27 protein-coding genes are annotated in these 22326 nt (G+C 57.6%); 23 read left to right on the forward strand and 4 right to left on the reverse strand.

All coding sequences use genetic code 11. The annotated features are described in order from the left end of the window. Positions 1 to 24: 24 nt before the first annotated feature. Positions 25 to 168: a zinc ribbon domain-containing protein gene (locus L0D16_RS10200; RefSeq protein WP_243031847.1), complete on the forward strand. Its 144-nt coding sequence runs from the start codon at positions 25 to 27 to the stop codon at positions 166 to 168. A gap of 12 nt (positions 169 to 180) precedes the next feature. On the opposite strand, the gene L0D16_RS10205 is transcribed toward L0D16_RS10200, so the two are convergent. Both L0D16_RS10205 and L0D16_RS10210 read right to left on the reverse strand, forming a co-directional pair. After that, complete coding sequence (locus L0D16_RS10205; protein WP_243031806.1) at positions 181 to 1287, reverse strand: LptF/LptG family permease; 1107 nt, start codon at positions 1285 to 1287, stop codon at positions 181 to 183. Further along, positions 1284 to 1919, reverse strand: coding sequence for a hypothetical protein (locus L0D16_RS10210; protein ID WP_243031811.1), 636 nt, complete (start codon positions 1917 to 1919; stop codon positions 1284 to 1286). The genes L0D16_RS10205 and L0D16_RS10210 overlap by 4 nt, the downstream gene beginning before the upstream one ends. A 65-nt stretch (positions 1920 to 1984) precedes the next feature. Between L0D16_RS10210 and L0D16_RS10215 the strand changes: the two genes are divergently transcribed. Together L0D16_RS10215 and L0D16_RS10220 are read left to right on the forward strand one after the other, a co-directional pair. Further along, entirely contained in the window at positions 1985 to 3427 is a 1443-nt protein-coding gene (locus L0D16_RS10215) for a polymerase (RefSeq protein ID WP_243031812.1), read from the forward strand. Continuing rightward, positions 3424 to 3837, forward strand: a complete 414-nt coding sequence (locus L0D16_RS10220) for a hypothetical protein (RefSeq protein ID WP_243031814.1) — start codon at positions 3424 to 3426, stop codon at positions 3835 to 3837. Before L0D16_RS10215 ends, L0D16_RS10220 begins: the two co-directional genes overlap by 4 nt. Here the strand turns inward: L0D16_RS10220 and L0D16_RS10225 are convergent. Together L0D16_RS10225 and L0D16_RS10230 are read right to left on the reverse strand one after the other, a co-directional pair. Continuing rightward, positions 3834 to 4784: a coiled-coil domain-containing protein gene (locus L0D16_RS10225; RefSeq protein ID WP_243031815.1), complete on the reverse strand. Its 951-nt coding sequence runs from the start codon at positions 4782 to 4784 to the stop codon at positions 3834 to 3836. The genes L0D16_RS10220 and L0D16_RS10225 overlap by 4 nt on opposite strands. A gap of 18 nt (positions 4785 to 4802) precedes the next feature. Continuing rightward, positions 4803 to 6422, reverse strand: a complete 1620-nt coding sequence (locus L0D16_RS10230; RefSeq protein WP_243031823.1) for a hypothetical protein — start codon at positions 6420 to 6422, stop codon at positions 4803 to 4805. Between the two features lie 93 nt (positions 6423 to 6515). On the opposite strand from L0D16_RS10230, the gene L0D16_RS10235 reads away from it, so the two are divergent. The 20 genes from L0D16_RS10235 to L0D16_RS12605 form a co-directional block, all read left to right on the forward strand. Then, positions 6516 to 7832 (forward strand): nucleotide sugar dehydrogenase, encoded by a 1317-nt coding sequence (locus L0D16_RS10235; RefSeq protein WP_243031831.1) that lies wholly within the window; start codon positions 6516 to 6518, stop codon positions 7830 to 7832. Continuing rightward, the gene (locus L0D16_RS10240; protein WP_243031832.1) at positions 7829 to 8752 is read left to right on the forward strand and encodes a Gfo/Idh/MocA family protein; all 924 of its coding nucleotides are present in this window, start codon (positions 7829 to 7831) and stop codon (positions 8750 to 8752) included. The genes L0D16_RS10235 and L0D16_RS10240 overlap by 4 nt, the downstream gene beginning before the upstream one ends. Positions 8753 to 8787: 35 nt before the next feature. Then, the gene (locus L0D16_RS10245) at positions 8788 to 9498 is read left to right on the forward strand and encodes a formyltransferase family protein (protein ID WP_243031833.1); all 711 of its coding nucleotides are present in this window, start codon (positions 8788 to 8790) and stop codon (positions 9496 to 9498) included. Position 9499: 1 nt separating this feature from the next. Beyond that, positions 9500 to 10591 carry a DegT/DnrJ/EryC1/StrS family aminotransferase gene (locus L0D16_RS10250; protein WP_243031834.1) on the forward strand — a complete coding sequence of 364 codons (1092 nt, stop codon included), beginning with the start codon at positions 9500 to 9502 and terminating at the stop codon, positions 10589 to 10591. Then, complete coding sequence (locus L0D16_RS10255) at positions 10588 to 11850, forward strand: lipopolysaccharide biosynthesis protein (protein WP_279231353.1); 1263 nt, start codon at positions 10588 to 10590, stop codon at positions 11848 to 11850. Before L0D16_RS10250 ends, L0D16_RS10255 begins: the two co-directional genes overlap by 4 nt. Continuing rightward, entirely contained in the window at positions 11847 to 12932 is a 1086-nt protein-coding gene (gene wecB / locus L0D16_RS10260) for a non-hydrolyzing UDP-N-acetylglucosamine 2-epimerase (RefSeq protein WP_243031835.1), read from the forward strand. Before L0D16_RS10255 ends, wecB begins: the two co-directional genes overlap by 4 nt. A 31-nt stretch (positions 12933 to 12963) precedes the next feature. Continuing rightward, positions 12964 to 14157 (forward strand): hypothetical protein, encoded by a 1194-nt coding sequence (locus tag L0D16_RS10265; RefSeq protein WP_243031836.1) that lies wholly within the window; start codon positions 12964 to 12966, stop codon positions 14155 to 14157. Positions 14158 to 14582: 425 nt separating this feature from the next. Then, entirely contained in the window at positions 14583 to 15239 is a 657-nt protein-coding gene (locus L0D16_RS10270) for a glycosyltransferase family protein (protein ID WP_243031837.1), read from the forward strand. A 37-nt stretch (positions 15240 to 15276) separates the two neighbouring features. Further along, entirely contained in the window at positions 15277 to 16398 is a 1122-nt protein-coding gene (locus L0D16_RS10275) for a glycosyltransferase (RefSeq protein ID WP_243031838.1), read from the forward strand. 32 nt (positions 16399 to 16430) lie between these two features. Then, positions 16431 to 16841 (forward strand): IS5 family transposase, encoded by a 411-nt coding sequence (locus L0D16_RS10280; protein WP_243031839.1) that lies wholly within the window; start codon positions 16431 to 16433, stop codon positions 16839 to 16841. Further along, positions 16838 to 17062, forward strand: coding sequence for a hypothetical protein (locus L0D16_RS12635; protein ID WP_423247866.1), 225 nt, complete (start codon positions 16838 to 16840; stop codon positions 17060 to 17062). The genes L0D16_RS10280 and L0D16_RS12635 overlap by 4 nt, the downstream gene beginning before the upstream one ends. Positions 17063 to 17329: 267 nt before the next feature. Continuing rightward, the gene (locus tag L0D16_RS10285; protein ID WP_243031840.1) at positions 17330 to 18460 is read left to right on the forward strand and encodes a glycosyltransferase family 4 protein; all 1131 of its coding nucleotides are present in this window, start codon (positions 17330 to 17332) and stop codon (positions 18458 to 18460) included. A gap of 5 nt (positions 18461 to 18465) precedes the next feature. Then, positions 18466 to 19083 (forward strand): sugar transferase, encoded by a 618-nt coding sequence (locus tag L0D16_RS10290; RefSeq protein ID WP_243031841.1) that lies wholly within the window; start codon positions 18466 to 18468, stop codon positions 19081 to 19083. Further along, positions 19080 to 19220 carry a PglD-related sugar-binding protein gene (locus L0D16_RS10295; RefSeq protein WP_243031842.1) on the forward strand — a complete coding sequence of 47 codons (141 nt, stop codon included), beginning with the start codon at positions 19080 to 19082 and terminating at the stop codon, positions 19218 to 19220. Before L0D16_RS10290 ends, L0D16_RS10295 begins: the two co-directional genes overlap by 4 nt. Positions 19221 to 19226: 6 nt before the next feature. Beyond that, complete coding sequence (locus L0D16_RS10300) at positions 19227 to 19712, forward strand: acetyltransferase (protein ID WP_243031843.1); 486 nt, start codon at positions 19227 to 19229, stop codon at positions 19710 to 19712. Continuing rightward, positions 19709 to 19873, forward strand: a complete 165-nt coding sequence (locus L0D16_RS10305; protein ID WP_243031844.1) for a hypothetical protein — start codon at positions 19709 to 19711, stop codon at positions 19871 to 19873. Before L0D16_RS10300 ends, L0D16_RS10305 begins: the two co-directional genes overlap by 4 nt. Then, positions 19870 to 21027 carry a DegT/DnrJ/EryC1/StrS family aminotransferase gene (locus tag L0D16_RS10310; protein WP_243031845.1) on the forward strand — a complete coding sequence of 386 codons (1158 nt, stop codon included), beginning with the start codon at positions 19870 to 19872 and terminating at the stop codon, positions 21025 to 21027. Before L0D16_RS10305 ends, L0D16_RS10310 begins: the two co-directional genes overlap by 4 nt. Next, the gene (locus L0D16_RS10315; RefSeq protein ID WP_279231355.1) at positions 21024 to 21737 is read left to right on the forward strand and encodes a sugar transferase; all 714 of its coding nucleotides are present in this window, start codon (positions 21024 to 21026) and stop codon (positions 21735 to 21737) included. The genes L0D16_RS10310 and L0D16_RS10315 overlap by 4 nt, the downstream gene beginning before the upstream one ends. Then, entirely contained in the window at positions 21655 to 22080 is a 426-nt protein-coding gene (locus L0D16_RS10320) for a DegT/DnrJ/EryC1/StrS family aminotransferase (RefSeq protein ID WP_243031846.1), read from the forward strand. Before L0D16_RS10315 ends, L0D16_RS10320 begins: the two co-directional genes overlap by 83 nt. 151 nt (positions 22081 to 22231) lie before the next feature. Next, the coding region (locus L0D16_RS12605; protein WP_243031849.1) for a helix-turn-helix domain-containing protein at positions 22232 to 22326 on the forward strand (95 nt) is incomplete at its 3' end.

Here is a 22326-nt window from a genome sequence, read left to right on the forward strand (position 1 = left end):
TGCGGTCACCGGGAGAAGAGGCCCCTGTGGGTCAGGGAGTTCACGTGTCCCTCCTGTGGGACTCCTCTTCACCGGGACGTGGCAGCGGCAGTAAACATCTTGGCTAAGGCCTGGACGGGGCCTTCGGGGACAGGTTTGAACTTGTCCCCGAGAAGCCCCGCTCTTTAGAGCGGGGAGTCGTCACCGTAGAGCTCGTAGGCCGAAGAGGAGGAAGAGGAGGTTCGCCCCCCAGGCCCCCACCTCCGGCGGGAGGGCGCCGATGCCCGCTAGCGAGCGCCCCAGGAAGAAGGCCCCGTAGTACCCCAGGGCCAGGACCACGCTGAGACCTAGGGCCAGTCCCGTACTCCTCCCGTAGCGCAGGGCCATGGCCGCGGCCAGGAGCACCAGGACCAGGTTGGCCAGGGGCAGGGCCAGCTTGGAGTGGAACTCCAGCCGGGCCCGCCATTTCTCCAAAGGCGGCAGAAAGGGGTCCCGCACCTTAGCCCAGGCCTGGGAGAGGCTATCCTGGCCGAAGCTAAAGGTGTCTGCATAGTCGGCGATGGCCCGGCCCCGGGAGAGGTCCGACTCCACCTCCAAGACCTTCCCTTGGCTCACCACCCGGAAGACCTTGCGGGTCTGGGCCAGGAGGTTTGGGCTGGTTTCCAGCTTGGGGATCTCGGCAAAGTCAATCCGGTAGAAGCGGTAGCCTTTCAGGGTGATCACCTTGTCCTCCCAGTTTCCCCGCTGGGCGAAGAGGAAGGTGCCTTCCTCCCCCTGGAAGGAGGTGATGCGCACCCCCACCATCTCCTTTCTCTCCAGGTCAAAGTCCTCAAAGTAGAGGCTTCGCCCCTGACCGATGGGAATCTGGAGGCCCTTTAGGCGGAAGAGGCCTGCCCCTTGGGTGTGGATCTCGTCCCACCAGGCCACCCGCACCCGTTCGTTGTAGTGGGGAACGAGGTTTTCCTGCAGGTAAAGGGCCGCGCCGCTCAGCAGGGCCCCCGTGCCCAAAAGGGGGAGGGCTGCCCGCCACAGGGGAATGCCTCCCGAAAGCAGGGCGAACTGGGCTCCTTCCGCGGAAAGCCGGCCGAATACCAAGACGGTGGTGGTAACCAAGGCGATGGGGAAGACCTGGACCAGGACCCCGGGCACGTGGTAGGAAAGCCAGCGGGCCACCTTACCCAGGGGCACCCCCTCCAGCCAACGGGCCCCGGCGTAGAAGAAGCCGAAGAGGTAGACGGCGGTGAGGAAGAGGAGGGCCAGGAGGAGGACCGGGAGGCTTTCCTTGAGGATATACCGGTAAAGGGTCATGGGAGGCGGAGGGCGTACTGGGCCAAGGGGGTGGCGCCAGGGGGCACCTTGGTGGTGGCCTGGACCTTGCCGGAAACGAAGCGCAGGTAAAGCCGGGCGCCTGCGCCCTGGCCCCTGAGGGTGGCCTTGCCCTCCTGATAGGTAAAGCTTCCCAGCGCCAAGGCCTCCCGGTCCTTCAGGTTCACCACCAGGGTTTCCGCCTGGAGCCGGGGGCTTTCGGCCTGCACCTTGCCCTTTAGCACCACGATGTCGTGGGCGAAGAGGGCCAGGGCCCTTTCCGCCTTCAGGCCTTTGAAGTCGGGGTTGCTGAAGGAAAGGCCGGTGAAGCGGGCCTCCTGCTTGGGGATGTCGTGCTCGAGGCTTTGGGCTACAAAGCTTTCCCCTTCCGAAAGGAGCTCGGCCCCCCTGGCCCGCACGAAGCTGCCCTCCTTGTACTCAAGGTAGCTGGCTTTGAGGCGGAGGCCGTTTTCGTTGTCCACCAGGATTCCACCTTGGGGCAGAGTGGTGACGCCGGTATCCAGGTTGACCCGCTGGGTGCCAAAGGGCTCCACGCTGAAGGAGGCAAAGCGGGCCCCCCAGGTGGGGCCCAGCAAGAGGGCCAGGGCCAGAAGGAGGCGGGTATGACCTCTCATGGGAAGCACTCTACCAGAGGATTTTGAGGAGGGCCTTAGGGCCTCCTTGGCGTATATTGGGGCTCGTGCGCTGGCTGCCCCTGGCCTTGGCCCTGGCCCCTCTTTTCCCTCCCCTGGCCCTTTTGGCCCCCCTGTTCGTGGGGTACCTTAGGCGGCTTCCCCGGTGGGCCCTAGGCCTTTTGGGTGTGTATGCCCTTTCCCTTCTCCTCCCCGCCCTCTTTGCCCCAGAGCCCTTGGCCTTCCCCTTGGCTCTGGGCCGGGTTCTCTATGTGCTGGGCTTGGTGGGGGTGGGCGTGGCCTTGGCCTCGGCCTCTTCCGTGGGCCAGGCCGTGCGGCCCTTGGGCTACGGGCTATTCCTCCTCTACGGGAGTGCCCTTTTGGCCTCCTACCTGACCTTTGGCGACCGGGTGGTGAACGAGAGGCTCATGCATCCCTTCCATAGCCCCGTGGGCCTGGGGTTTTTGGGGGCCCTTGGGGTACTCCTTGCCGCCTACATCCGCTACCCTTGGCCTTTCCGCCTCCTTTTGGGGTTGCTGGGGGGTGTGGTCTTGCTCCTTTCGGCAAGCCGCGGGGGGATGCTGGCCCTGTTGTTGGGGGGCGCAGGAGGGCTGTTCTTCCGGGGGCGGGGAGGGTGGGCCTTGGGGGTGGCGGGCCTTCTCCTCTTCCTGGCGGCCAACCTGGATAACCCTCTTTCTGAGCGCTTCTTCCAGACCCAGCTTTCTGGGCGGGAGGGGCTGTGGCTCAGGGCCTACGAGGTCTATGCCGCCCATCCCTGGACCGGGGTGGGGCCTTACGTGTTGGGGGATTACCTCAAGGGAACCCTTTTTGGCGAATGCTTCCTCTTTCCCCTCCTCGAGGCCCGGGGCCTTAGGTGCCCTGAGGGCCTCAGGCCTTGGGGGGGGCTTTGGAGTTTCGCCCACAACCACCTCCTCCAGGCCCTGGGGGAGAGCGGGGTTTGGGGTGCGGGGGGGCTTCTCCTTCTGGCGGGGGGCTTTTTGGCGGTAGCTTGGGGGGAGGGACTGCTCTTCTCCCTTCTCCTAGCCTTTTTGGCCATGGGCATGGTGGATAACCCCTTTAGTGTCCCAAGCCCTTTCCGAGGGGAGATCTTCTTCCTCCTAGGTGGCCTGGCCTTGGCCCGGGGCCGGGCCTGGGTGGTCCCCCAGGCCTTGGCCTTGGCGGGGGGGGTGGCCCTTCTTTGGTCCTTGCCCTTTCTTTACCTAGCTAGCCGGCCTCCGGCCTCCCCTCCGGCCTTGGCCTACCTGGCCTTCCCCCAAGAGGGGGTGGGGTTTTTGCGCCTGGCGGGGGCTGAGGGGTACCGGGTTCAGGTGTGGCTTTGCCAGAAGGGATGCTGGCGGGTGGGCTGGGAGTGGCCTGGGGATAAGCGGATTGCCTTCCGGGTACCTGAGGGCCTGCCCACAGGGGAGTACCGGCTTCGGGTACTCCTTTTCAGCCAGCACCGTTTGGCCCAAAGGCCCCGGTACGTGCTGGAAAAGGAGGTGCGCCGGTGAGGGCCTTGGCCTGGCCCCTAAGCCTTTTAGCTTTTGCCGGGGGTTTTCTCCTCTCCCTAGGCTCCTTGGACCGCGCTCTTCAGCTGGCACCCCTTACCCAGAGGGCCTGCACGCCTGGGCCTCTACCGGAGCGGGCGGAGCTATGGACCAATGGGGTGGTGGAGATCCCCCTTTGCCGAAGGGCGCGGGTAGGGCTGGTCCTCGAGGGCACCCTGGCCCAGGGAAAGGGGCCCAACGCCTTGGTGGTGGAGGGAAGCCAGGTGCTCTGGCAGGGGGAGGTGCGGGGGGTGGTGGAGGTCTGGGTGAGGACCACGGGGAAGGGGACCCTGGCCTTGGCCTTTACCAACGATTTTTACCAGCCCCCTGAGGACCGGAACCTTTTCCTTAGGGCCTTACGGGTAGAGCCCTAGCGAAGAAGGGATAGGAGGGCCAGGACCACGCCGATGGCGGCAAACACCAGCATGGCCTTGTTGAAGGCGGTGTTGATCTCCGCCTTAACCTCTTGCCTGAGGGCTTCCAACCTTTCCCCTAGCCTTTGCGCTCTGGACTCGAGCTCGCCTTGGGCTTGTTGGATCTGGGCTTTCAGTTTCCCCTCGGTCTCCCTTATTTTGGCGTCCAGTTCCCTGATTTGGCTTTGTAGCCGGGCTTCCACCTGCTGGATCTGGGCTTCCAGCTTTTCTTCGGTCTCGCGTATTTTGGCGTCCAGCCCACCGATTTGGTTTTGTAGCCGGGTTTCTGCTTGTTGGATCTGGGTTTCCAGCTTTCCTTCGGTCTCCCAGATTTTGGCCTCCAGCCCACCGATTTGGCCTTTTAACCGGGCTTCCGCCTGCTGGATCTGGGCTTCCAGCTTTCCTTCGGTTTCGCGTATTTTGCTATCCAGTCCGCTGATTTGGCTTTCCAGCCGGGCTTCCACCTGCTGGATCTGGGCTTCCAGTTTCGCTACCGTCTCCCGTATCTGGTTTTCCAGATGGGCTTCTGTTTGGTGAATTTTGGCTTCTAGCTTTTCCCCGGTTTGCTGGATCTGGTTTTGCAACCGGGCTTCTACCTGCTGGGTCTGGGCCTCGAGTTTCCCTTCGGTCTCCCGGATTTTGGCATCCAGCCCACCGATTTGGCTTTCCAGCCGGGTCTCCACCTGCTGGATACGGGCTTCCAGTTTGTTTTCCGTCTGGGCTAGGCGTTCCTCTAGCGCCCCAAGCCGGGCTTCCACGTGGCCCCGGGTTTCCCTAAGTTCGGCCTTGACCTCTTCCCTCAGGGTGTCAATGCGGCGGGAAAGGTCTTGCACCAGGGGAGGGAGGACCCGGATGGTGGCCTCCACCACCCCTTCCAGCTTTTCCAGCCTTTCCCCTAGCCCTTCCACCTCGGGGATGGCCCTAGTCTACCGCAGGGAGAGCCCAAAGGAGAGGCTTTGTCCTGTGGCCTCGTCGTACTGGCCCTTGAGGACGTGTTGCCAACGTACCTCGTAGGCGAAACAGCCGTCGTAAAAGCGCAAGGTGAGGCCCATGCGGGTAAGGCCTTCCCCGTTCAGGCCCACCTCAGGGGCTAGCCAGAAGGCCTGGCAACACGCCCTTTCGGGGAGGGGCATGGCGTAGCCCAGGCGCATCTCCTCCAGGCTTCCCCGCACGTAACCCAGGCGGAAGGTTCCTAACCCTGGGTCCTGAAACTCCCCTTCCAGGCGGTCCAGGCGCTGGCCCAGGGGGTTTTCCAGGGTGTAGCGGAGGCCCCAGGCCCCGTACTGGACCCCCAGGCCTAGGCGTTGGAACTCGTCGCGGTTTTCCCAGGTGAAGGGGGGGGTGGGGTTAAGGGGCTCAAGCCTTCCCGCGTAGGAAACCCTCAAGGAAAGCTCCCCTTCCTGGTACTCCCCTTGCAGGCTACCCCCCAGGGCCAGATAGGGGGCGTAGGGGGTGAAGGGGTAGAAGGCGAAAAGGAGGCTGGGGGCCAGGCTCAGGCGGAAGGGGCCTTCCCCAAAGGTTTCCCGGTAGCCGGCTTCCAGGCCCAGCGTGGGGCCCTGGCTCCTTCCCGTTTCCGCATAGCGCAGGAAGGGCCTAAGGCTCAGGTTATCCAAGGAGAAGGCCGGGGTGTAGCGGACCTCCAGCCGGGGGGTGTCGGCATCGGGAGGGTTGGGGCTGGCGGCGAAAAAGAGGTCGCCCCAGTAGGCCTGGACCCCAGGGGCGTAGCCGAACCGCACCTCTGCCCCCCGGCTTCCCTCCCGTAGGCCCAGGCGCAAGGCCTCTTGCGGGGTGCCTAGGCCCGTGGCCAGCAGGGTGAGCCGCCTTTCCCACCGGCCGATCTCCTCCCCGGGCTTGGGCAGGGGGAAGTCCTGAAGCCCCACGCTCCAGCCTCCCGTGTCCGAGCTTCGTAGGACCAAGGGGCTTCTCAGGTCGGGGCGCCGGTTCGTGTTGGCCCGGGCCTCCCCCAAGGGGATCTCCAGGCCCCATAGCCCCAGGATGGCCTCCCCTTTAAGCTCCCCTGTAGCCACCAGGAAGGTGGCCTCCTCCATCCCCAGCCGCACGTCTTCCCCGCAGGGGCAGGGGGTGGCGAGGAAGCCATGGAGCCGGGCTTCCTCCCGGGTGAAGCTTCCTTCCCGGGCCCTAACCCGATAGGCGGGGCTTTCCAGGAGGAGGCCTTCCCCCTTGAGGGGCCTTTCCAGCCATAGCCGGGTGGCCTCGGCCCGCAGGCGCCCCCGGGCCAGGCGCACCCCCCGAAGCTCCTTGCCGGAAAGGGCTTGGGCCTCGAGGCGCCACCCCTCGGCCTCCCCCCGTAACCCCTCCGCCTGAAGGCGCCCTTCCCCCTCCAGGTAGCGGATGGCGGGGGCTTCCAGGTAAAGCCCTTCCCGCTCCAGGCAGGCCTTTCCCTCAAAGACCAAAACCTCGCCGTCGTAGGTCAGCTCCTCACCCCCTAGGAGGCCTTCCTCCGTTTCCAGGGTGTAAGGCCTCCCGGCGCAGGGCCCCGCCAGGGCGAGGCCCAAGAGAACCCCCAAGGCCAATAGCCGCCGCATGGCTAGGATTCTATCAAGGAAGCCCTCCGGGTTTTAAACCCAAAAAGGGCAAGGGGCATGATATCCTTCCCCGGAGGAGGGGGCATGCTGGATATGTCCACGACTTCCCTGGTGGAAGAGCTAAAAAGGAAAATCGCCTCCCGGCAAGCGGTGGTGGGTGTGGTGGGCTTGGGGTATGTGGGCCTTCCCTTCGCAGTGGAGAAGGCCAAGGTGGGCTTCCGGGTGCTGGGAGTGGAACAAAACCCCAGGCGGGCAGAAAAGGTGAACCGGGGGGAGAACTACATCCCCGATGTGCGGGATGAGGATCTTCGGGATCTGGTGGCCCGGGGCCTGATCCAAGCGGAAACCGATTTCCGCCGGGTACCCGAGATGGACGTCATCGTCATCGCCGTGCCCACGCCCCTTACGCAGAACCTTACCCCAGACCTCCAGTACGTGGTGCGGGTGACCGAGGCCATCGCTGAGCACTTAAGGCCCGGGCAGCTTATCAGCCTCGAGTCCACCACCTACCCCGGCACCACGGAGGAGGTGATGCGCCCCATCCTCGAGGCCAGCGGCCTCAAGGTGGACGAGCACTTTTTCCTGGTGCATTCCCCTGAGCGGGTAGACCCAGGCAACAAGCGCTACACCACCAAGAACACCACCAAGGTGGTGGGTGGGTGCGGGCCTCGCTCCCTAGAGGTAGGGGCCTTCTTCTACAGCCAGACCATAGAAAAGGTGGTTACCGTATCCAGCGCCAAGGCGGCGGAGCTGGTGAAGGTTTTTGAAAACACCTTCCGGGCGGTAAACATTGCCTTGGTGAACGAGTTGGCCCTGCTTTGTGACCGTATGGGGCTTAACGTGTGGGAGGTATTGGACGCAGCCTTCACCAAGCCCTTTGGCATCATGCCCTTTTATCCAGGCCCGGGAGTGGGGGGCCACTGCATCCCCATAGACCCGCATTATCTGGAGTGGAAGGCCAAGGAGTACAACTTCAACACCCACTTCATCGCCTTGGCGGGGGAGATCAACCGGAAGATGCCGGAGTTCGTGGTGGATAAGGCCCTGCGCCTCTTGGTGGAAGCCGGCATCCCCATCAAGGGGGCTAGGGTCTTAGTCCTGGGGGTTGCCTACAAGAGGGATATCGGCGACTACCGGGAGAGCCCGGCCATTCGGGTGATTGCGGGCTTGCAGCGTTTGGGTCTTCAGGTCCAGTACCATGACCCCTATGTGCCCAGGTTCAGCGAGCACGGCTTGAGCATGGAGAGCGTGGACCTTACTGCCGAACGCCTTGCAGAGCAGGACCTGGTGGTGATCGCCACCGATCACTCGGCCTTTGATTATCCTTGGGTTTTGGAGCATGCCAAGCGGGTACTGGATACCCGCGGTGCCACCCGCAACCTAAAACATCCAAAGGTGGTTTTGCTATGACCCGGTTCGCTTTGATTGGGGCCGCAGGCTACATTGCTCCCCGCCACCTCAAGGCCATTAAGGAGGTGGGGGGAGACTTGGTGGTAGCCTTAGATCCCTTTGATGCCGTGGGCATCCTGGATAGCCACTTCCCCAACGCGGAGTTTTTCCGGGAACCCGAGGTGTTTGAGGCTTACCTGGAAGACCATCCGGTGGATTGGGTATCCGTGGTGAGCCCCAACTACCTGCATGAGGCCCACATCCGTTTAGGCCTGCGCCAAGGGGCGCATGTGCTCTGCGAAAAGCCCTTGGTGGTGGAGCCGGAATCCCTGGACCGTTTGGCGGCCATGGAGGCCCGTACGGGGAAACGGGTGTTTACAGTCCTGCAGCTGCGGGTTCACCCGGCCCTCTTGGCTTTAAGGGAGAGGCTACGGGGGGAGGGGGGAAGGAAGGAGGTGACCCTCACCTACATCACCAGCCGCGGGCCATGGTACGGGAAAAGCTGGAAGGCTGACGAGGCGAAAAGCGGGGGGGTGGCCACCAACATCGGCATCCACTTCTTTGACCTTCTCCTTTGGTACTTTGGGAGGGTGGAGGTCCTGGAGGTCCACTTGCGCACCCCTACCACGGTGGCCGGTTATATGGAGCTGGAAAGGGCGCGGGTCCGCTGGTTCCTATCTATTGACGCCAGCTTTCTTCCCAAGGAAGCCCTAGCTCGGGGACAGCGCACCTACCGTTCCATCCGCATTGAGGGAGAGGAGGCGGAGTTCTCCGAGGGGTTCACCGATTTGCACACCGAGGTTTACCGCAAGACTTTGGCCGGCGAAGGCTTTGGCCTGGAGGAGGCCCGGCCCGGCATTGAGGTGGCGGCTCAGGTGCGCCGGGCGGAGGTGCTTTCTCCGCGGGTTGGCTTTAGGCATACCTTTTTGGACGTGCTTTAATGAAAAAGGATAAGGGTCCTTAGGAGGTTCACGTCGTGAGGATTGTCGTATTCGCTTATAACTTTCCCCATAAGAAATCACAAGATGTACTTTTGCGCTTGTTCTACTTAGGATTGCCCGTAGATCTGGTCATAGCCAGCGATCCGATTCCTTTAAATATACCGCCCCCTTCTATCAGGACGAAAATTCGTCACATTGGTCTAATGGACATGCGTGTCCTTTCCGAGCGGATAGGAGCCAGATATGTGGTTGCTCCCCATAACTCGGAGTCTACTATTGCACTATTGCAGGAGCTTAAACCGGATATAGGCATTATAGGCGGTGCCCGCATATTGAAAAAAGCCGTTATCGATTTGTTTAAAATAGGGATCCTTAACCTTCATCCTGGCCTTATCCCCGAGGTTCGGGGGTTAGACGCCATGCTGTGGAGTATCTATCACGACATCCCTTTGGGTGTCACTGCTCATCTTATAGATGAGCGGGTAGATGCAGGGAGAATTCTTATCAGGGAGGAAGTACCTGTCTACTTAGACGATACGATTCTCGATGTATCTGAGCGCATACATGATTTGCAGATCATGCTGATAGGCGATGCGCTTTCAAAGGCGTTCAGGGGTGAATGGACGTCTCTTGGCGACAAAGTTCTCGGTCCACCGAATCGTAAGATGACCCCTTCACAAGAAGCAGAGGCCCTAGCAAAGTTTGAGGCCTACAAGGGGAAGTATGCACGGAGCAACAAGGAGTGAAATGGTGGTACCCATTCTCGATTTGGCCACGGAAATAGAGTTTCTTTGGGACGATCTCATGGCGGCCATTACCCGGGTGTTGCGCTCGGGCCAGTTTATCCTCGGGCCGGAGGTGGAGGCCTTTGAGCGGGAGGTGGCGGAGTACTTGGGGGTTAAGCATGCCATTGGGCTCAACTCGGGCACCGACGCCCTGGTAATCGGGCTTCGGGCCTTGGGGGTGGGTCCAGGGGACGAGGTAATCACCACCCCCTTCACCTTCTTCGCCACCGCGGAGGCCATCAGCCTGGTGGGGGCCACTCCCGTTTTTGTGGATATCGATCCCAGGACTTTCAACCTTGATCCCGAGCTGATTCCGGCTGCCATTACGCCCCGCACCAAGGCGATTCTTCCTGTACACCTCTACGGCCGCCCGGCGGAGATGGAGCCCATCTTGGCCATAGCGGAGGAACATGGCCTGAAGGTATTGGAGGACTGCGCTCAAGCGTTTGGGGCCACCTATAGCGGAAGAAAGGTGGGCACGCTGGGGCATGCCGGGGCCTTTTCCTTCTTCCCCAGCAAAAACCTAGGGGCTTATGGTGACGGTGGCCTTTTGGTAACGGACGATGACCAGGTGGCCGAGATGGCCCGGATGCTAAGGGCTCACGGCTCGAGGCGCAAATACCACAACGAGATGGTGGGTTACAACTCCCGCTTGGATGCCCTTCAGGCAGCCATTCTGCGGGTTAAGCTGCCCCACGTGGACCGTTGGAATGCCCAAAGGCGAGAGGTAGCCAGGCGGTATAACCAGCTCCTGGATGGTGTTCCCGGCTTGGTCCTTCCCGAAATCACCGAAGGTCACGTATTCCACCAGTACACGGTACGCATTCTGGGAGGCAAACGGGATGCGGTGCAGCAGTCTCTTGCAAGGGCGGGCATTGGCACCATGGTCTACTACCCCATTCCTCTCCACCGCTTACCCGTTTATGGACATTCGGAAGGTTCTTTACTGGAGGCGGAAAGGGTGGCCAGCGAGGTTCTTTCCTTGCCTATGGGTCTTCATCTGGACGGGGTTGCGCAGGGCGGAGTGGTCAAGAAGCTTATTGAAAGTTTATGAGAGCACTCCTGACAAGGCATTGGTTAAAAAGTGCTTTCACACGGGGGGTACTAGCGATTGGGGGTGGTACGGCCTTAGCACAATTGGCCGCAGTCTTGTTTTCTCCCGTCCTGACTCGCCTCTATAGCCCCGAGGACATGGGCATGTGGGGATTATTTGTGAGTTACGTGGGATTTGCGTCTGTGATAGGTTCTTTGCGCTATGAGGTTGCCGTGGTCGCTGCCAGGAGCGAGAAAGACGCTTTGGAGTTGGCCAATGGCAGCCTTTTTTTAGTTGTTTTTACCTCGTTTTTAGGGATGCTTGCCTTTGAGGTTATGCGGCAGAGGGGTTTTTTTGGCCTTGATGCCCTGCCAATGGCAGCCTCCTTTCTAGTTTTTTTTACTCTGTTATTTACAGGTTTCGGCCAAGTGCTTCGTTACCTTGCCCTGCGGAGGGAAAACTTCAGTTTAGTTGGGAGGTTCACAGTTCTTCAGGGGTGGGTCAAGGTGCTTTTACAGTTGATTCTAGCTCCTCTGGATACCCTAGGACTTTTGTTAGGGGAAACCTTTGGTCGCCTTGCCGCCCTACGGTCGCTTTGGAAGTCTACTCCCCAAATAACTGTAAGCCTTAACTTATCCACGTTATTGCGCTTTAAAGCGTACCCCGTGTTTCAGCTTCCCTCGAGCCTTTTGAACACCCTAGCGCTAGTCGCTCCAGTTCCCGTGTTCATTGCCCTATATGGGCCTGCTGTGGGTGGGGCCTTGGCTCTTGCGCAGCGGGTGGTAGGGCTTCCCGTGGGCCTTATAGGGAATGCGGTGGCGGATGTATTTTACGGTCGAGCCTCTTCTTTGGTGCGCAGTAATCCGGGGCAGTTGGTTGGCTTTTTTGTGGGGGTGTTCCTTAGACTTCTGACGATAGGCGTTCCCCTGGGCGTAGGCATGTGGATTTTGGCTCCTCGTGTGGTTCCTTGGTTGTTTGGCCCTGAATGGGCGCTTGCTGGTAGCATGATGGGCGTGATGGGCCCTTGGATGGCGGCCCAGTTGGCTGTGAGTCCCGTTAGCAGGCTGGTATTTCTTTCTGATCATGCCTGGGTAAAGTTGGTTTATGACGTGTTTGCTCTTTTGATTACGCTAAGCCCCGTTTGGTTAGGGAGAAAAGGGGGTCCAGAAGAAAGTTTGCTGCAAGTTTCGTTAGGGATGACTGGCCTTTATGTGTTCTATTTTCTTATTTTGCTCAAGCTGGTGTACAGGTTAAAAACACAAAAGGGAGGCTGGGTGTGAAAATAGTTAGCGTTATCGGGGCTAGACCTCAGTTCATAAAGGCTGTTGTGGTTTCCCGAGCGCTTCGTGCCCTGCCAGGGGTTCGGGAAATCCTCGTTCATACCGGCCAGCACTACGATGAAAACATGTCGGAGGTGTTTTTCAGGGAGTTGGATATCCCAGAGCCTGATTACCACTTGGGTATTGGCGGTGGCACTCATGGGCAGAACACGGGCCGCATGCTGGAGGCTATAGAGAGAGTACTTTTGCAGGAAGAGCCCGATTGGGTACTGGTGTACGGAGACACCGACAGCACCTTGGCGGGTGCTTTAGCGGCGGTGAAGCTGCACATTCCCGTAGCCCATGTGGAGGCAGGCCTGCATTCCTTTAACCGGCGTATGCCAGAAGAGATCAATCGGGTACTTACGGATCATGCATCGGATCTTCTTTTTGCTCCTACGGAAACCGCAGTGCACAACCTTTTGCGCGAAGGCATTCCTTCAAATAAGATCTATTTAGTAGGCGATGTTATGTACGATGCCGCTCTTTACTATGCGGAGAAGGCGGAACGGCAAAGCCAAATCCTTACCCGTTTGGGTTTGCGCCCCAAAGGGTATATTTTGGCCACCCTGCATCGGGCTGAGAACACGGATGATGCGACGCGGCTACGGGTGATCCTCGAGGCCTTTGCCAAAGTCCACCGGGAGGTGCCCGTGGTATTCCCTGTTCATCCCCGAACCCGAAAGCGGGTTGAGGCTTTGGGTCTTGCATCCTTACTCAACGGTGTTTTAGCGATAGAGCCCGTCGGTTATTTGGACATGGTCATGTTGGAAAAAAACGCTCGTCTTATTGCAACGGACTCTGGCGGTGTACAGAAGGAGGCATATTTTTATCGGGTACCGTGCCTTACCTTGCGAGAAGAAACGGAGTGGGTGGAGTTGGTAAGGATGGGATGGAATCGCCTATGCGCGTCTATGGATTCCTTTGAAATAAGCCAACAGATGTTGGAACAGTGGGTAGGTGAGGAAGACAATCCGTATGGTTTAGGAAACGCAGGGCGACTTATTGCCGAGCGGCTGATTAGTACCACTCGGGGTAATTAGGAGGGTTGGGGTTGTGGAGGGGTACAGAATTGTGCTTGCCTCTTATAGATTTTTGGCCCAGGTAGCGTTTTTTTTGTTTTTTTCACATGCGGGGTTGGGATACATAGCGCTTTACAGTGGCATGCATGTGCCCTTCGCGGTGATTTTTAGTGCACTTGCTGCGGTAATGCTCATAAGTAGGATGGCGTTCTTTTTATTACGGATGATGCCCCTATCTAGATGGTCTGCAGCAGTGTATTTTGTTTTGGGTGTTATATCATTTCGCATATTGGCAGCTGTCGCATTTGGAGAACTTAATGGCATAGACTCTGACTATTTGGCGTCCACCTTAGTGCAGGTGTTGGTCTATCCCTGGTTATTGGCTTTGACCGCGGAGGCTTTGGTGTATAAGGCAAGTTATGAAGGGTTACCTTGGCGCGTAGTGTATGGAGTCGCCTTTGTCCTCGTTGGGGCTCTGGTCCTTGGTGTCTATGTGGGGTTAACTCAATTCGGCCGTTTGTATTTTGTTTTTAGTCCAGATCTATACGGCGAAACCTTTGTTAACTATCATTTTTTGGGTGATGGCCTTGCTCTCACTGTTTTGTTACTTTTATATAAATGGCGTTCAACCTTAACAGCCGCACCTCTCGCTATTTTAGGTGGTCTTGTGACGCTACTAAGTTATTCCCGTACTAGCTTCTTTTCTTACGTTTTGGCATTACCACTTTTGTTTCAGTGGAACGCGAGAAGTGTATTGTTGAGTTGGGGACTTACTCTTGTAGCCCTTACTGCGGTCTTTCCCTTTATTTCAGAAGCAGTTTTTTCTGAGGAAGTGGAGTTGACCTTTTTAGATAGGGTGTTGACTCTTTTGGGAGGGGACGGGAAAGGCGACGAATCATTGGCTACGCGCGTAGAGCTGTTGACAGAAGTGCCTACCCTCATTGGTATCCTTGGTATTTGGGGGAAGCCTATGTATGAAGTTGAGCTCTATGGGCCCGGTATGTATGTGCACAATCTGCTTTCTTATTGGTTTGAATACGGCATTGGGCCCTTTTTCCTTATCCTCTTTCTTCTGGGTTCGGCACTTGCTTGTGCGATTGGCGGGTACGCACGGAGAGAGCCGCTTACTTTGGCGTTAGTTATGTTTACTCTGGTTTCTCTGTTTTTTGCTAGATCTCATATTTGGCCATATGTTTGGTTTGTACTGATGTTCGGGTGTGGCTCAGTTGGGGGGAGAAAGCAATGAGAATCGCTTACTTAGTTCACTGGAGTGAAAGCGCAGAAAGTGGGGTGTGGAAAAAGATCGTAAGCCAGACGCGAAGCTGGGCCGATACGGGTAACGATGTTCGCGTTTTCTTAGTCACGAGACGGCTAGAACTACAGGACGCAAAAGCAGAGCCTTCATGGCTCAAAGTTTTCCCATACGGTGCTGGACACTCGCGGCTTTTAGCGTGGCAAGCGGCTGTGCGCGCGATAGCTGATTTCAGGCCGGATGTGGTGTATTGGAGAATGGACGTTTTTTATCCACCTTTAGCGAGGGTGTATACGGAGTTTCCGGTTATTTTGGAAATCAACACCAATGACGTGGTTGAGTTTTGCTTACGCAAAAACTTCCGGTGCTGGTATCACCGCATAACGCGGGTACTTTCCTTTTGGGGGGCTAGGGGGGCTGTGCTGGTGTCTAATGAGTTAAAGGAGTACTTGCCACGCAAGTTCGTGGCATCCAGGCCAACAATAACTATTGGAAATAGCATCGCCTTGGGGGAGTTTCCCGAGCTGCCTGCCCCATCTAATCCAAGACCTAGGCTGGTTTTTCTTGGTTCCGAAGGGCATCCGTGGCACGGGGTGGATAAGGTTCTGATACTCGCCAAGGCGTTTCCTGAGTGGCACTTTGACATCATTGGGCCTAAGCTGGAGCTCTTCAGCGTACCATCTAACGTGGTGGTCCACGGATTTTTGTCGCGCGATGCTTATCTATCGTTGATGGCAAAGGCAGATGTGGGTATAGGTACCTTGGCTTTGCACAGGAAGCGGATGAATGAAGCTTCTCCTCTGAAGACCAGAGAGTATCTTGCCTATGGGTTGCCTGTGATTATAGGATATAGAGATTCTGATTTTCCTAGCGGGGCACCATTCCTTCTTGAGTTGCCAAATCATGAGGCAAATGTAAATGAGCACTTGAGCAACATAGAAAAATTTGTGCTGAGTTGGATGGGAAAACGGGTTCCACGGCATTTGATAGCGCATCTAGACACAAGCGTTAAGGAACAACAACGATTAGAGTTTATGCGGGCTGTTATACAGGCTATGAGAAGGTGGGGTCGCTAAAATGAGGCAGATACCGCAATCGCGCAGAATAAGCTTCGTGCTGACGGGGCTTTCTCGTGGAGGTGCAGAAACCCAGGTATTCTTGCTGGCTTCAGGTCTAATGCGTCGCGGGTGGGACGTCCAGGTGATAAGCCTGCTCCCCGGTGGGGATTTGCGAGGAGAACTTGAGGCAGCGGGTATCCCTGTCATGGACCTGAGCATGAACCGCGGAATGCCCGATCCCAAGGCGATCTGGCGTCTTGCGCGAGCTCTTCGGCGCTTTAGACCAAATGTGCTCCATGCGCACATGATCCATGCCAACCTTTTGGCTCGCGTGGTGCGCCTGCTGGTTCCTGTCCCCGTTGTGGTCTGCACGGCACAGAACACCCTTGAGGTGGGACGCACTTTTCGTACAGAGCGATCCACGCACCTGGCCTACCGCCTTACCGACTTCCTGTGCGATCTCACCACCCAGGTGTCGCGGGAGGGATATGCGCGGTTCCTAGAGGGCAAGGCCGTTCGCCCAGACAAGCTGCGCTTTGTTCCCAATGCCGTGGATACCCAACGCTTTGTTCCCAATCCCCATACTGGACTGAGGTTACGGGAGGAGCTTGGGATAGAACGGGATGCCTTCGTCTGGTTGGCGGTGGGAAGGTTGGAGGAGCAAAAGGATTATCCCATCCTTTTTCAGTCTTTTTCCCAGGTGGTACCGGAATACCCAAGGGTTCAGCTGCTGGTAGTGGGACAGGGCAGTCTGGAGAAGGAGTTGCGCCAACTGGTGGAGTCTTTGGGTTTGCAAACCTCGGTGAGGTTTTTGGGGCTGCGCAAGGATGTACCGGACCTGATGAATGCTGCCGATGCCTTTGTGATGTCCTCTGCCTGGGAGGGAATGCCCATGGTGCTCCTCGAGGCGCATGCCACCGGTTTGCCCATCGTGGCTACTAATGTGGGGGGTATACCTGATGTGGTGGTACAAGAAAGAACGGGTTTTTTGGTCCCTCCAAAGGATCCTACCGCTTTGGCAGAAGCCATGAAGCGGTTGATGGGATTGCCTTTGGAAGACCGATTAAAAATGGGATCAGAAGGCAGAGCGTGGGTGGTATCGCATTACTCGTTGGATGCTATTTTGAACCTATGGGAAGCCCTTTACACGTCTATTCTAGCGCAAAAGGAAGCTTAGAGACCGTCGTAACAGTCCACCCTACTTGAAGGGTGGCTGCTACACGTAGATCTTACCCCAGCGACCTGTCGGACACGGAGTGGGCCATCCTGGAGCCGTTGATCCCCGCCCCCAAGCCAGGAGGCCGCCCGGCGAAAGTGCCTAGAAGGGACATCGTCAACGCCATACTCTACGTCCTGGAAAACGGCATCAAGTGGCGGGCCATGCCCCACGACCTGCCCCACTGGTCCACGGTCTACCACTACTTCCGCAAATGGCAGAAGGAGGGGGTTTGGGAGAAGGTAGCTCAGGTTCTGGCCCGTCGTGACCGGGAGCGGGAAGGACGGTATGCCTCCCCGAGGGCCCTGGTCATGGACAGCCAGTCGGTGAAGACCAGTGAAAAGGGGGGCCCCGGGGACACGACGGGGCGAAGAAGGTCCAAGGGAGGAAGCGGCGGATCCTGACGGATACGGGGGGCCGTCTCTTGAAGGCCTTTGTCCACCCGGCCCATGAGTACGACAAGTGGGGTGGGCAGGCGTTGCTTTTGGGGGTAGACCTCTCCTTGTGGCCCCGGGTGCGCAAGCTCTTTGTGGACTGGGGCTACCGGGGTTTGCGGGAGGGGGGGAGGTGCTGGAGATTGGGCGGGAGGGTGGGTTCAAGCCCCGGCCCCAGCGGTGGGTGGTAGGGGGACCTTTGCTTAGCTGGGGCGAAACCGAGGGCTGGGGAAGGATTACGCGTACCACCCAGAGGTAACGGAAGCCTGGGTGTACCTAGGCCTGATACGCTTGCTGGTGAAGCGGCTGGCCAGGGCCGCGTAGGCTGGTGGAGAGAGCTTTTGCAACAGTTTCTAAAATTTGGAAGTTCCGAACCATGGTGGTTAGTTGAGGAATTTTCCGGAAGGTGCCGGTGAAGTGCAAAATATGTAGTAGAGTAAACGACCGGGAGGGGAATTATGCCCAAGGTTAAAGTTGCCATAGTAGTTACATATGCGCCAGAGGTTTCTCTTTTTCGGGGGGTCTTTTTACAACTGCTTAAGGTTCGTCAAAGGGAAACCATAGTTCTTGCTCCTGATTGGGCACCACAGTTGAGTGCTGCGCTGGAGAGATCAACCGGGGCAAGAACCTTAAACTACCCCCTGCAGCGCACGGGAATCAATCCGCTCGCAGACCTGAAAACCCTGGGGGCTTTAATATTGGTCTCGCGGCGCTTGCGTCCAGACGTGGTGGTCACCTTCCAGGCCAAGCCTAACGTTTATGGCATTTTGGCGGCGGCCTTGGCGGGCGTGCCTCGGCGTTATGCCGTGGTAGAGGGACTGGGGTTTGCCTTCACACCTGGGGAAGAGAGCCTCAAGAAGCGGCTGATACGGGCAATCTTAAAGGGGCTTTACCGTTTAAGCTTCAGCTTGGCGCACAAGGTGTTCTTTCTAAACCCGGATGACCTTAACGAGTTCGTCTCTGGAGGCCTGGTCTCAGGGGAGAAAGCGGTGCTTCTGGGTGGCATAGGGGTGCCCCTCGAGGAGTGGCCTCCTGCCCCGCCCCACCTCGAGCCCCCCACCTTCACCCTCATCGCTCGCCTTTTGCGAGAAAAGGGGGTGCGGGAGTTTGCTGAGGCGGCCAGAAGAATAAAGGCCCAATACCCTTGGGCGAGGTTTTTCCTGATCGGTCCTTTGGATACCAACCCCGGGGCCATCCTCGAGGGGGAAGTGCGCGCCTGGGTGGACGAGGGGCTTTTGGAGTGGATTCCCTGGGCGGATGATGTGCGTCCTTACCTTCGGCAAACCAGCGTATACGTGTTGCCTTCCTACCGCGAGGGAGTTCCCCGGAGCACCCAGGAGGCCATGGCCATGGCCCGGCCAGTCATTACCACGGACGTGCCTGGATGTCGGGAAACGGTGGTGCCTGGGGTCAATGGTTTCTTGGTCCCTCCCAGGGACCCGCAGGCCTTAGCCCAAGCCATGGAGCGTTTCATCTTGGAGCCGGCTTTGATTTCCCGCATGGGAGCGGAAAGCCGCAAGCTTGCGGAGGAACGATTTGACGCTTGGAAAGTGAACGAAAGGTTCCTTCGTGAGATGGGGATAGAATGAGGGCCATGGCCACCCTGCGTTCCCCCTTTTTGAAGCGGACTTTGGACGTGCTGGGGGCATCCTTTGCCCTATTGGCCTTCGGGCCGGTGATGCTGTACATCGGTTTGCGCGTATGGCGGGAAATGGGAAGCCCGGTGCTCTTTCGCCAGGTACGGCCTGGGCTACATGGGAAGCCTTTCGTCATGTACAAGTTCCGCACCATGACCGACGAGCGGGATGCCGAAGGAAAGCTCCTCCCGGATGAGAAACGGCTGACCCGCTTTGGCCGCTTTTTACGGGAGTACAGCCTGGACGAGCTACCCGAGTTTTTTAACGTGCTCAAGGGGGACATGAGCCTGGTGGGCCCCAGGCCCCTTCTCGTGGAGTATCTAGACCGCTATACCCCAGAGCAGGCCCGGCAGCACGAGGTGAAGCCCGGCATCACCGGCTGGGCGCAGGTGAACGGGCGAAATGCCCTCAGCTGGGAAGAGAAGTTTCGGCTGGATGTGTGGTACGTGGATAACTGGAACGTGCTTTTAGACCTGAAGATCCTTCTTTTGACCCTTGTGAAGGCGTTGCGGCGGGAAGGCATCAGTGCCCAAGGGCACGCCACAATGCCGGAGTTTAAGGGTAGAAAAGCATGAAGCTTGTAGTGGTGGGGGCTGGAGGTCACGGAAAAGTAGTTGTAGCCACGGCTTTGGAGACGGGTGCGGACGTGGTGGCGGTTTTGGACGATGCTCCTGCCAAGTGGGGCTCTGACCTGTTGGGGGTTCCGGTTTAGGGGCCCGTGGCTTCCTTTAAAAACTTCACGGAGGAGGGGTTGCAGTTTGTCTTGGCCGTGGGGGAAAACTCCGTGCGGAAAAAACTAGCTTTTCTATTGGCTGGGGTGGAATGGGCCACCTTGGTGCATCCTCAGGCCTACGTTCATTCCACGGCCACCTTAGGAGAGGGGACCGTGGTCTTTGCGGGAGCTGTGGTGCAACCGCTGGCTAAGATAGGGCGGCATACCATCGTCAATACAGGAGCGGTAGTGGAGCATGACTGCCGAGTAGGGGATTGGGTGCATCTGGCCTCGGGGGTGCGGCTGGCTGGGGGGGTTGAGGTGGGAGAGGGGGCTTTTCTAGGGACAGGTGCAGTGGTGATACCGGGAAAGCGGGTGGGTAGGTGGAGCATAGTTGGGGCTGGGGGGGTGGTGGTTCGGGATATCCCGGACCTAAGCCTTGCCTATGGGGTTCCTGCGAAAGTGCAACGCGGGCTTCAGGAGGAAGCGTGAAGCGCATCTATCTATCTCCCCCCCATCTTTCCGGACTGGAAGAAACTCTTCTTAAAGAGGCCTTGGATTCTGGGTGGATTGCGCCCTTGGGTCTCCAGGTAGCTATAATCGTAATAGTGGGTGGGTGGCTGAAAAAACTTGAAAGGAGGCTCCCTGCATGAGAGACACCTTTCTTCCGTTCTCACCTCCTTTGATAGGAGAGGAGGAAATCAACGAGGTTGTGGATACCCTTCGTTCAGACTGGATTACCACTGGGCCGAAGACCAGAAGGTTTGAGTCGGAGTTTGCCACCTATTTAGGAGCTCCAGCAGCTCTGGCTTTAAACTCATGCACTGCAGCCTTGCATACGGCCTTGGTTACTTTAGGGGTAGGTCCCGGCGATGAAGTCGTCACTACCCCGATGACATTTGCCGCCACAGTAAATGTTATTGAACACGTTGGAGCCCGACCTATTTTGGTGGATGTGGAGCCTGATACATTGAATATAGATCCGCTGAAAGTGGAAATGGCCCTATCACCTAGGACGAAGGTGATCCTTCCGGTTCATTACGCAGGGCACCCGGTTGATCTTGATCCCATTTTGGAGTTAGCTAGACCTCGGGGCATTGCGGTGGTGGAGGACGCCGCCCACGCGTTGCCCGCCCGTTACAAGGGACGAAGGATAGGGGCAAGTGAGAATCCAGTGGCATTCAGCTTTTATGCTACCAAGAATCTCACCACGGCTGAAGGCGGCATGCTCACCGGGGCTCCTGAGTTTATTGAACGAGCACGGGTGCTAAGTCTCCATGGGATGAACCGTGACGCATGGAAGCGCTACGACAAAGGGGGAAGTTGGTACTATGAAGTGATTGCCCCGGGTTTCAAGTACAACATGACCGACATCCAGGCGAGTTTGGGCCTTTGGCAATTGCGTAAGTTGGAAGCTTTCGTTAAGCGTCGTCGGGAAGTGGTGAAAATGTACAACGAAAGCTTTAAAAATGTAGAGGCTTTGGAGTTGCCAGTCGAAAAGCCCTATGTAGAGCACGCTTGGCATCTATATGTGCTTCGTCTTAGACAGGAGGCGTTGCGTATTGATAGGGACAGGTTCATTGAGGAGCTCAAAAAGCGCAATATTGGTGTTTCTGTGCACTTTATCCCCGTTCATTTACATCCTTACTACCGCAACAAATATGGCTATAAACCTGAGGATTTCCCTGTGGCGTATAATAACTACCAACGTATGCTAAGTCTTCCGTTAAGTCCTCGGCTTACAGATCAAGATGTAGCGGACGTAGTAGAAGCGACTTTGGACGTGGTAAGGGCCTTTCTGCGATGACAAAAGGTAAGCGACTGTTTGACCTGTGCTTTGCTATTCCGGGGCTTATATTGCTCCTACCTCTTTTTGCGATTATTGCTCTCCTAATAAAGCTAGATGATGGGGGGCCAGTTTTCTTTCTTCAAGAACGTGTAGGCTATCGCGGTAAACGATTTAAAATTTGGAAGTTCCGAACCATGGTAGTAGATGCAGAACGCCGCGGTAGCTTAACCATAGGAAACGATCCTCGTATCACTCGTGTGGGTAAGTGGTTGCGCAAGTTAAAGCTAGACGAGCTGCCTCAGCTGATCAATGTGATTACTGGGGAGATGAGTTTGGTTGGCCCGCGCCCTGAAGTTCCAAAATATGTCGCTTTGTATGATAAGGAACAGTTACGTGTTTTAGAGTTGAAACCTGGCATTACGGATCCGGCTTCCATCTTTTTCCGTAATGAATCTGACCTTCTAGGAAATGCTTCAGATCCGGAGCAGTTGTATATACAAAAAATCATGCCGGAAAAAATAAAAATGAACCTGATTTATGCGCAAAAAGCAACGCTTTGGAGCGATCTCCTTGTTATCCTGAGAACTCTACTCTTTCTCCTAAGGGAAGTCCCAATAGGCGTTAGGTTGCGGGGTACTAGTCCAAATGAGCAACCTCCTGGCAGCGGTGGGCCGGGCGCAGCTGAGGACCCTGGAGGAGCGAGTCCAGGCCCGAAGGGCCATCTTTGAACGCTACGTCCGGGGGCTTTCCCACCTTCCCGGCCTCGCCTTCCAGCCCGAGGCTCCCTGGGGCCGGCATACCCGTTGGCTCAGCGTAATGCTGGTGGATGAAGAGGCTTTTGGCCTAGGCCCGGAGGCCATCCGCCAGGCCTTGGAGGCCAATGGGATAGAGACCCGTCCCGTCTGGAAACCCCTGCACTTGCAGCCCATTTTCCAAGGGGCGGAGAAGGTGGGCGGTGAGGTGGCCGAAAGCCTGTTCCGCCGCGGCCTATGTCTGCCCTCCGGGTCTTCCCTTGCACAGGAGGAGCAAGACCGGGTCATTCAGGCCATCCAGTCCTTGGCGACCCTTTAGCCCCGTTAAGGTTAGAGAAAAGGGGGTTGTGGGGGGTCCATGTATCCCCGGTTTGCAAACCGGGGATACATGGACCTCCCACATCCGCCGGGGGCTCATTTGGGGCAGGGGCCCCAAAGCGGCGGATGTGCTACCATGGGATGGAGGTACGGTGATCCGAAAAGCCTTCAAGTACCGCCTGTACCCCACCAAACCCCAGAGAAAAGACCTGGAACGCACCCTCTCCCTGTGCCGACAGCTCTACAA

The organism is Thermus altitudinis, from assembly GCF_022760835.1.
In the GTDB taxonomy this organism is placed as follows: Bacteria; Deinococcota; Deinococci; order Deinococcales; family Thermaceae; genus Thermus; species Thermus altitudinis.